Origin of the sequence: Paenibacillus mesophilus (genome assembly GCF_005938385.1) — a bacterium.
Classification (GTDB): domain Bacteria; phylum Bacillota; class Bacilli; order Paenibacillales; family NBRC-103111; genus Paenibacillus_AB; species Paenibacillus_AB mesophilus.
In genome coordinates this window covers 49,425-57,153 of sequence record NZ_VCRA01000040.1, presented here as the reverse complement: position 1 = coordinate 57,153, position 7,729 = coordinate 49,425, and the positions used below count along the sequence as shown (strand labels likewise).

Here is a 7,729-nt window from a genome sequence, read left to right as displayed (position 1 = left end):
TGTGCTACTTTCAGTCGGAGTTCTTCGTAGATGCTGTTCTTTTTCATGTTGTTCGCCCCCCCTCATCTATAGTGTACATGAGTTCACTATGATGACTCCATTCCAATTATGGGGCTTAAATGTATTAGTTACTTCAGGTTCACTGTTCCTCCAATTGCCGAGAAGTGGAGCCAAATAGCGTAACGAGGTTCACAAATTAGCAAATTCGGTTCATTTTTCAGCTGATGTGCTTTTTTTGCGACGGCTTAAAGACTTCTATTTCCACCGATAGCGCTCTTCCGCTTACCGAAGTTGATCTTCAGGCGAACGATCTGTTCATGCGGCAGACTGGTCACATGCGTACCGATCGTCAGCCCGCGGCCATCACATTTTAGGGGAGTTTATTTTGCATTTCCTATTTACAAGTTAAAAAGGATGGGCTTATAATGAACTCGAAAGATACAATAGTGTCATAATGTGATACGACGAAGTTGAAAATGTACAAATGTGCGATCTATTTTTATTGGGCGCAGTCGTCAGCCGGATGCTATGACTTCGGCGCTTGGCAAGCGATTTCAAAACGATATAAGAAAGCGGTGAACGCAAGATGACACGCGGTAAAGACGTCGCAACAATCGGATCGAGGATCGAAATGTTCGTCGACAATTGGCTGATCGAAGAGCGGCAAGGAACCGAGCTGCGGGTGACCCCGCCCGTCAAGCGCGAAGTCGTAATGAAGTTCGACCAGCCTTGGGAAGGCAATACCGTTTGTTATTTCACGGTCATTCAAGACGAAGGGAAAATTCGGCTGTACTACCGGGGCAATGCGCGCGCCGACGATCACGACGACCGGCAAGTTACCTGTTATGCGGAGAGCGAGGACGGCGTCCAATTCGCCAAACCGGCGCTCGGGGTCTACGAGTATGAAGGTTCCGGCAAGAACAACATCATATGGCGCGGTCTGGAATCGCATAATTTCGCGCCGATGAAGGACGTTTCACCGGCTGCAGCGAAGGAGTCGCTGTTCAAGGCTGTAGGCGGAGTCGCACCGCGAGGAACGCCGTGGACGAAAGGGATGCTTAACGCCTTACATTCGCAGGACGGGATTCATTGGTCGAAAATGGAAGAACATCCGGTCATCACCGACCAGCCGTTCGATTCGCACAACATCATCCTGTGGGATCCGAACATTGAGGCGTACCGCTGTTACGCCCGTTATTGGACGGAGCAAAAAGTCAGGGCCGTACATAGCTCCGTCTCCCCTGATTTTCGGACGTGGCAGCCGTTCGAGCTCAACACATACGATGCGGACGTTCCGATCGAACACTTTTATACGAACGCTTCGGTCGTCTGCCCGGGCGCCGAGCATATGTATTTGTCTTTTCCGAAACGATTCGTGGAGTCGCGCAAAAAAGTGGCCGAACACCCGGTCTCGGGGCTGTCGGATACGGTATTCATGTCTAGTCGCGACGGGCTTCATTGGGACCGGACGTTTCCGGAAGGTTGGCTGCGCCCGGGCCATGACCGGAAAAATTGGACGGAGCGCAGCAGTATGATTGCGCACGGCATCGTGCAGCTGGAAACGGAGCCAGAGCTGTTCTCGCTGTACGTAACCGAGCATTACCGTTGGGACGACGTCCAATTGCGTCGGGTGACGGTGAGAAAGCACGGCTTCGGCTCTCTCCATGGAGGGTATCGGGGAGGAGAGGCGACGACCCGTCCACTCGTTTTCTCCGGAAACCGGCTTCTGCTGAACTATGCGACTTCGGCTGCCGGCTCTATCCAAGTCGAACTGACGGATGAATCAGGTAGGCCGTTGGAAGGGTACGCGGCAGCGGATATGGAGACGTTGTACGGAGACGAGCTGGAAGGCGTCGTAAGATGGCGTAACGGCGAAGACGTATCGGCACTTGCCGGCAAGCCGGTGCGGATCCGTTTCCTTTTGAGCGATGCCGATATTTATTCGTTGCAATTTAAATGACGGTCAAACGGATCGCAGGGGGAAACTTCCAATTCACCGCCATAGCGGAGTTGGAGGTTTTTTCGCATTGCGGCATGCAAAATTTGAAGTACCCGGCCGGATGTGATACCTTGAATAAGATACAGGGTTCGGATTTCGCCGGCAAGCCGGCGCAAGGCAATATACGAATTTGGAGTGGGCAGCCGGTGAATACGACGAAAGATTTCATGAAAGATGCAATGGAAATGCTGGCACTGACAAGCAGGACGTTCTTGATTCCGATAAACGGTCTGGTACCGGGATTAAAGGAAGCGGTCGCATCGGCCTACCTGTGCATGAGGGCTATCGACGAGATCGAAGATCACCCCGACCTGCCGTCCGACGTGAAGGTGAGCTTGCTGACCGGGATCGGTACAATCGTTCGGGAGCCGTCCAGAAGCGACGCGCTGCAATCGCTGTTTCATCCGTATCGGGAACAGCTGCCGGCCGTTTCCGTGCGTCTGAACGATTGGATCGAGCTGTGCCCTTCCACGATTACCGACCGGGTTCTGCAAAGTACGGCACAGATGGCGGAGCAGATGGCGGAATGGGTGGAACGAGAGTGGCATATCCGGACGGAAGACGATTTGGACCACTATACGTACTGTGTGGCTGGAGCCGTTGGAGAGCTGCTTACCGATCTTTGGATGTGGTACGACGGTACGGCGACGGATCGAACGAAAGCGGTCGCCTTCGGCCGCGGACTGCAAGCCGTCAACATCTTACTGAACCGCAACGACGATCAAACAAGAGGCGTCGCTTTTTTTCCCGACGGCTGGGGAATGGAGGAAATGGTCGCCTATACGAGAAAAAACTTGCGGCAGGCCGACGAATATATCGCCGCGATCCCTCCGGGACCGGTCTATCAATTTTGCAGCATTCCACTCGCGCTGGCGCATGGCTCACTGAACGCGCTGGCCGCCGGCGAGAGCAAGCTGAGAAGATCGGATGTGCTGGAAATCGTCGGCAGGCTGACCGGCGATACGAAATCTTGAGCGCGGTACAACACTGCATTCGAGTAAATGTGATTCTTCGTGCAAGAACGAAGTAATAAGCGTTGGAGAAGGGGCCTTCGGGGCTCCTTTTTTTGCGTTTATTGAAGTTATATACAATAATAAAGAAATTTGTCGACTTTAATATTGTTGACAATATTACACCGCTGGTTTAATCTATAGATATGAAATGAAAGCGCTGTATCGGAGATGTGCGAATCATTTTGCGGTATTCGTACGGTATGAGGCGGACAATCGATCCGCTTTATATAAAATGAAGTTTGAGGTGAGCGTATGGGCAATGCTTGGGGGAGCATGAGAATGTCCGGGGTTGTGTTGGCGGCGGCGCTGGCGGTGACGGCCTGCGGAGGCAAAACGCAAGGAACGGAGGAGGCGCAGAAAGCGCCCGCGGAAAGCGCGAAGCCGGTGAAGCTGCAGGTGCTGACGCCGGGAGGCGGGAACAACGAATGGTTTATGGATAGGTATGGGAAAAGCATTCAGCAGAAATATCCGCACATTTCGTTCGAGGTGATCGAGAATACCGGACAGACCGTGCAAAATCTCGTAACGGAGAAGCGCAAGATCGATCTCATCATCACCTCGTTCGTCGGATATCGCGGGCAAATCAAACCGGTCGAGCTGACTGCGGACATGTCGGATTTGATCAAGAAGCATCAATTCGATATCAACCGGCTGGACCCCGCTTACATGGACATGATCCGCAACCTGGATGGCGGGAAGGTAACCGCGCTGCCGTTATACGATCTTAGTCTGCTGCTTTATTACAATAAAGATATTTTCGATAAATTCGGCGTTCCTTATCCGACGGACAATATGACATGGGAAAGCTTGTACAGCGTCGCCACGCGGCTTACGAGAAACGAAGGCGGAGTCCAGTACCGCGGCTTCGTCACCGCTCCGTCGAACTTGGTGTCCGTCAATCAGCTGTCTCTCGGTTATCTGGATAGCAAGGGGGAGAAAGCGGCGCTCCAGACGGATCCATGGAAGCAGTTCATCGAGACGATGCTTCCGCTGTATACGATGCCGGGATATAATGCGACTAAAGCGATGATCAGCGGCAATGCGATTAAAGAGGCGTTTTTCAAAGAGAAGTCGTCCGCCATGTTCGTCATGTTCAACTCCGATGCGCCGAAGCCGGAAGACGGCTTGAACTGGAACGCCGTCAGCCTGCCGGAGATGAAGCAAGCGCCGGGCGTCGGTTCCCAGCCGTATCCTGTTTACATTGCTGTCGCCTCCACGAGCGAGCATCGCGACGAGGCGTTTCTCAGCATCGCCCATCTGCTGTCCGACGAAGTCCAGACGAAGCTGATGTCCGACTTTGCGCAAATCTCTCCGCTGAAAAGTACGGAAGTCAAGGCGGCGTTCGGCCGGAACGTGGCGCAATGGCAAGGCAAAAATATCGCCGCGATTCGAGCGAAGAAACCGGCAGCGCCGCCCGCTTACGTCGGGGAGTACAACAACTTCGGGCAAACGGCGATTACGAACGCCATGCTCTCGGTCATCGTCGGCGAGAAAGATATGAACACGGCTCTCAGGGACGCCGATGAAGAAGTGAACAAAAAAATCGCGGAAGCGAAAGCGATGAAAAAGTGACGGCGCTTGCGGGAAGGAAGATGCGGAAATGTCCAGAAAGCTGTTTTATAATTTGCGCATACAGGCTGCGGAAGGCGGCGTCCGCCTTTCTTTCTACAAAAGCACTCCTCTCTTCCTCTCCGGATCTGAGAACGGCCAACCGCCGATGATCCGCATTTACCGGAAGGAGGAACCGGCCTTTAGTTTCAATGAAGATTACGGCGAGTATTTCGACGGACTTTCTCCCGAACAGGCCGAGATTCTTTTCGAGGGAGCAATGGATGCGGGAAACGGCCGTAAATACACGTATGTTGATTCTCTTGCAAAAGTAGGCTCCACATACGCTTATTGGGTAAGCTCCGACCGGGGTGACCCCCCGGTCGGTCCCGCTGCCGTCCGCGTCCGGGATGCGGAGATATGGTGGCCGCAGCAAGAGATCGATAGACGGATGGAACGGCTTTCCGCGATGTACCCGCAGCTCGTTACGCTGAAGAGCTTCGGGCGTTCCGTTCGGGGGGCGGATATTCGCGGGCTGCTTGTCGGGAATGCGGCTCGTCGCGCGGCCTTTATCGGCTTGATCCACCCGGGGGAATCGGGGCCGGAGCTGATCATTCCGGCTGTCGAGCGTTTATTGAGGGATAACGGCGATGAGCTGGCGCATGCCGGGCTGGCCATTCTTCCCGCCGTTTCGACCGATGAACGGGAGCGGCTCGTGCATGGACATCCGGGTTATTTACGAACAAACGGCAGCGGGGTGGACATCAACCGCAATTTTCCGGCCGAATGGGAAGAGACGGATTATAGCTACGGACTGGATACGTCCGATCCGGACGCGATCACATATAGGGGGCCTCGGCCTTGTTCCGAGCCGGAGACGCGAGCGGTCATCTCCTTTATCCATGAAGCGAAGCCTCGCTGCGTCTTTTCCTTCCACTGCTTGGCCAGCATATGCGGACCTGCCTTCTTCGCTTCCAAATACGCCCGCAACGATCAAGCCTTCTCGGAACGCTCGCTTCCATTGCTTGCGGCTTATACGAAAGGGTTTTACGGGCTGGAGGATAGGCCGGTTCGGATGAGCTACGCCTGTTCCTCCGGAAGCTTGCCCGCGTGGCTGTATAAGGAGCTTGACGTACCCGGCTTCGATTTGGAGTGGGAGGGCGAGGAACGGTCGAGAATAACGCATACGGACAAGACTACGCGGGAGCTTCTTCGCGATTATCAGGATCGACATTATCAAGGCATGCTGAGCGTTTTACGGGAATTACGAGAAAGGTGCGAATTCGATTGAATGAGGGAGGCCGTCCGTAATCGAACGGTCGGCCTTCTCCAACGGATTGGGAGGTTACAGGAATGGACGGATTGCTGAAATTGGAGTGCCATACCGCATGTCTGGAAGCGGAGCAGGCGGCGCGGATCGCGGCAGAGCGGATCGGCGAGATAAAGATGAAGGGCGGCGACACGCGGCCCTTTCGGCTAGCGTTTGCAGAACGTGAGACGAAAGGATACGTGTTGGACGTGGCGGATCCTTGGAATGTGACGATCGGCGCGAAGCGGAGGCGGGATTTCATAGCCGGGCTGGGAGAGTTGTTAAACCGGCTGTTGAAGGCGGTTGACGATGCTGCAGCAGCAGGCACCGCCGAAGCGCCGGGCTTAACGGTCGGAGTATGGGAGACCGTGCCGGCGATCAGGGACCGCATCCATTATATGCCCGGCCATTTCGGCAACTCGTTCGAGGTGTGCTGGAGCGGAGAGATGCGGCGCTACTTGGAAGATTTGGCGCTGTCTGGCGCGAGCGGATACGGGGATTGGTTCGATCCGAACGACATGCCGGACCCGTATCATCCTCACGTCTACCATAGCACGTCGATGTTTTTGTGGCGCCGGAAGAAGGAGTGGCTGTCGTTCAGCCAGCAGCTCGGCTTGGACAATGTGCTCGTCGTGACGCCGAATGTAGGATATGTCGACCAGATGCGCCCGGAATGGGTCGGGGTGAGAAATCATAGCTTGCGCGTACAGGGGCAGGTGCTGTGCCCGTCCAACCCGCAAGCCCGCGAGGTCATTCTCGGCAATCAGAGGCGGCTGTTCGAGGATTTGCGGCAGTCGGGCATCCGGGTAAGCAAGATCGTGTGCGCTCCGTACGACGACGGCGGCTGCGCCTGTCCGGATTGTCAGCCGTACTACCCGGTATTTCTGAAGCTGGTGCGGGACGTATACGATACGGTAAGCGCGTTCTACCCCGAGCTGAAGGCCGACATTTGCGGCTGGTGGACTTCTGAGGAGGAAAGCCGCCAACTTCAGGAGTTTATTAACGGGCCGGCCAAGACCTGGTTCGGATCGTTCCAATACAGTGCAGCATATGGCGTATTCGAGCTGCCCGACGACATTCACGCGCGAACTGGCGGAATGAACCTCGGTTGTTTTCTCCATATCGGCTTCTCCCATGATCGCAGGGACGTATATACGAAGACGGGGGTTCACAGCGCCTCGCGCCGAATTCAGTCGGTGCTCCGTTCGTTCGCACGTGCGGAGTGCAACGGGTTTATGACGTACAACGAGTCGTTCGGCGATCATTTCAATGCGTTCGCAGCGGGATTGCTCGGGTGGAACCCGGATCGGGACGTCAGAGAAATCGCCGAATTTTACGGCAGGCTGATGTTTCGCCTTAACGGTTCCGCTCTGCAGAAGCTCGCCGATGTCCTGCTGGAGATGGAAATGCTGGACAGCGCGCGGGCGTCCGATTGGGCGGAGACGCTTCGCGGCATCGCACCGGAAGTGAGAACCCATGAGCGGCAGGAGTGGGCGTTCGGACATATCCGGCTGAAGGCCGAGCTGATGCGGTTGGATGAACGGATCGAGCGGAAGCTCGCGGATCATGATTCGGAGGCGGCATTTCCCGATATGAAGGAAAGGCTGCGCTTGACCGAGCGGCTGTGGCGCGGCATGTACGGCTTCGGAGTACTGCGGCATATTCTTATCCCCGAGCGGATGCTGCCGGATTGGCATAAGGCTTACCTCGACATGGAGCAGTCCGGCGGGAGCGGGGGAGGCATCCGAAGCGGAGTGATGGCGGAAGAGGCGTGAGCTTGCTGAAAAAGCGACCTATTATCGGAAGGCCTTTTCCGATAGGTCGTTTTTTTTCTGTTTCTTTCGGATGCGGCGGCTTCGC

Annotated in this window: 5 protein-coding genes; all 5 read left to right on the top strand. The window is 55.2% G+C overall.

Features of this window, described 5'->3' with window-relative positions:
- Nucleotides 1-586 precede the first annotated feature (586 nt).
- Nucleotides 587-1,960 (top strand): hypothetical protein, encoded by a 1,374-nt coding sequence (locus FE783_RS34340; RefSeq protein ID WP_138883914.1) that lies wholly within the window; start codon nt 587-589, stop codon nt 1,958-1,960.
- A gap of 218 nt (nt 1,961-2,178) precedes the next feature.
- On the top strand, nt 2,179-2,973 hold the full coding sequence (locus FE783_RS34335) for a squalene/phytoene synthase family protein (protein WP_138883918.1): 795 nt from the start codon (nt 2,179-2,181) through the stop codon (nt 2,971-2,973).
- Between the two features lie 318 nt (nt 2,974-3,291).
- Nucleotides 3,292-4,584, top strand: a complete 1,293-nt coding sequence (locus FE783_RS34330; protein WP_138883913.1) for an ABC transporter substrate-binding protein — start codon at nt 3,292-3,294, stop codon at nt 4,582-4,584.
- Nucleotides 4,585-4,612: 28 nt separating this feature from the next.
- A complete protein-coding gene (locus FE783_RS34325; protein ID WP_138883912.1) occupies nt 4,613-5,851 on the top strand; it encodes a M14 family zinc carboxypeptidase in 1,239 nt (412 codons plus the stop codon).
- A 62-nt stretch (nt 5,852-5,913) separates the two neighbouring features.
- A complete protein-coding gene (locus FE783_RS34320) occupies nt 5,914-7,644 on the top strand; it encodes a hypothetical protein (RefSeq protein WP_138883911.1) in 1,731 nt (576 codons plus the stop codon).
- Nucleotides 7,645-7,729 lie beyond the last annotated feature (85 nt).

Excerpts from the sequence above, each read along its gene's own strand:
- FE783_RS34340 (WP_138883914.1), top strand. The coding sequence starts at position 587 with ATGACACGCGGTAAAGACGTCGCAACAATCGGATCGAGGATCGAAATG.
- FE783_RS34335 (WP_138883918.1), top strand. The coding sequence starts at position 2,179 with ATGGAAATGCTGGCACTGACAAGCAGGACGTTCTTGATTCCGATAAAC.
- FE783_RS34330 (WP_138883913.1), top strand. The coding sequence starts at position 3,292 with ATGTCCGGGGTTGTGTTGGCGGCGGCGCTGGCGGTGACGGCCTGCGGA.
- FE783_RS34325 (WP_138883912.1), top strand. The coding sequence starts at position 4,613 with ATGTCCAGAAAGCTGTTTTATAATTTGCGCATACAGGCTGCGGAAGGC.
- FE783_RS34320 (WP_138883911.1), top strand. The coding sequence starts at position 5,914 with ATGGACGGATTGCTGAAATTGGAGTGCCATACCGCATGTCTGGAAGCG.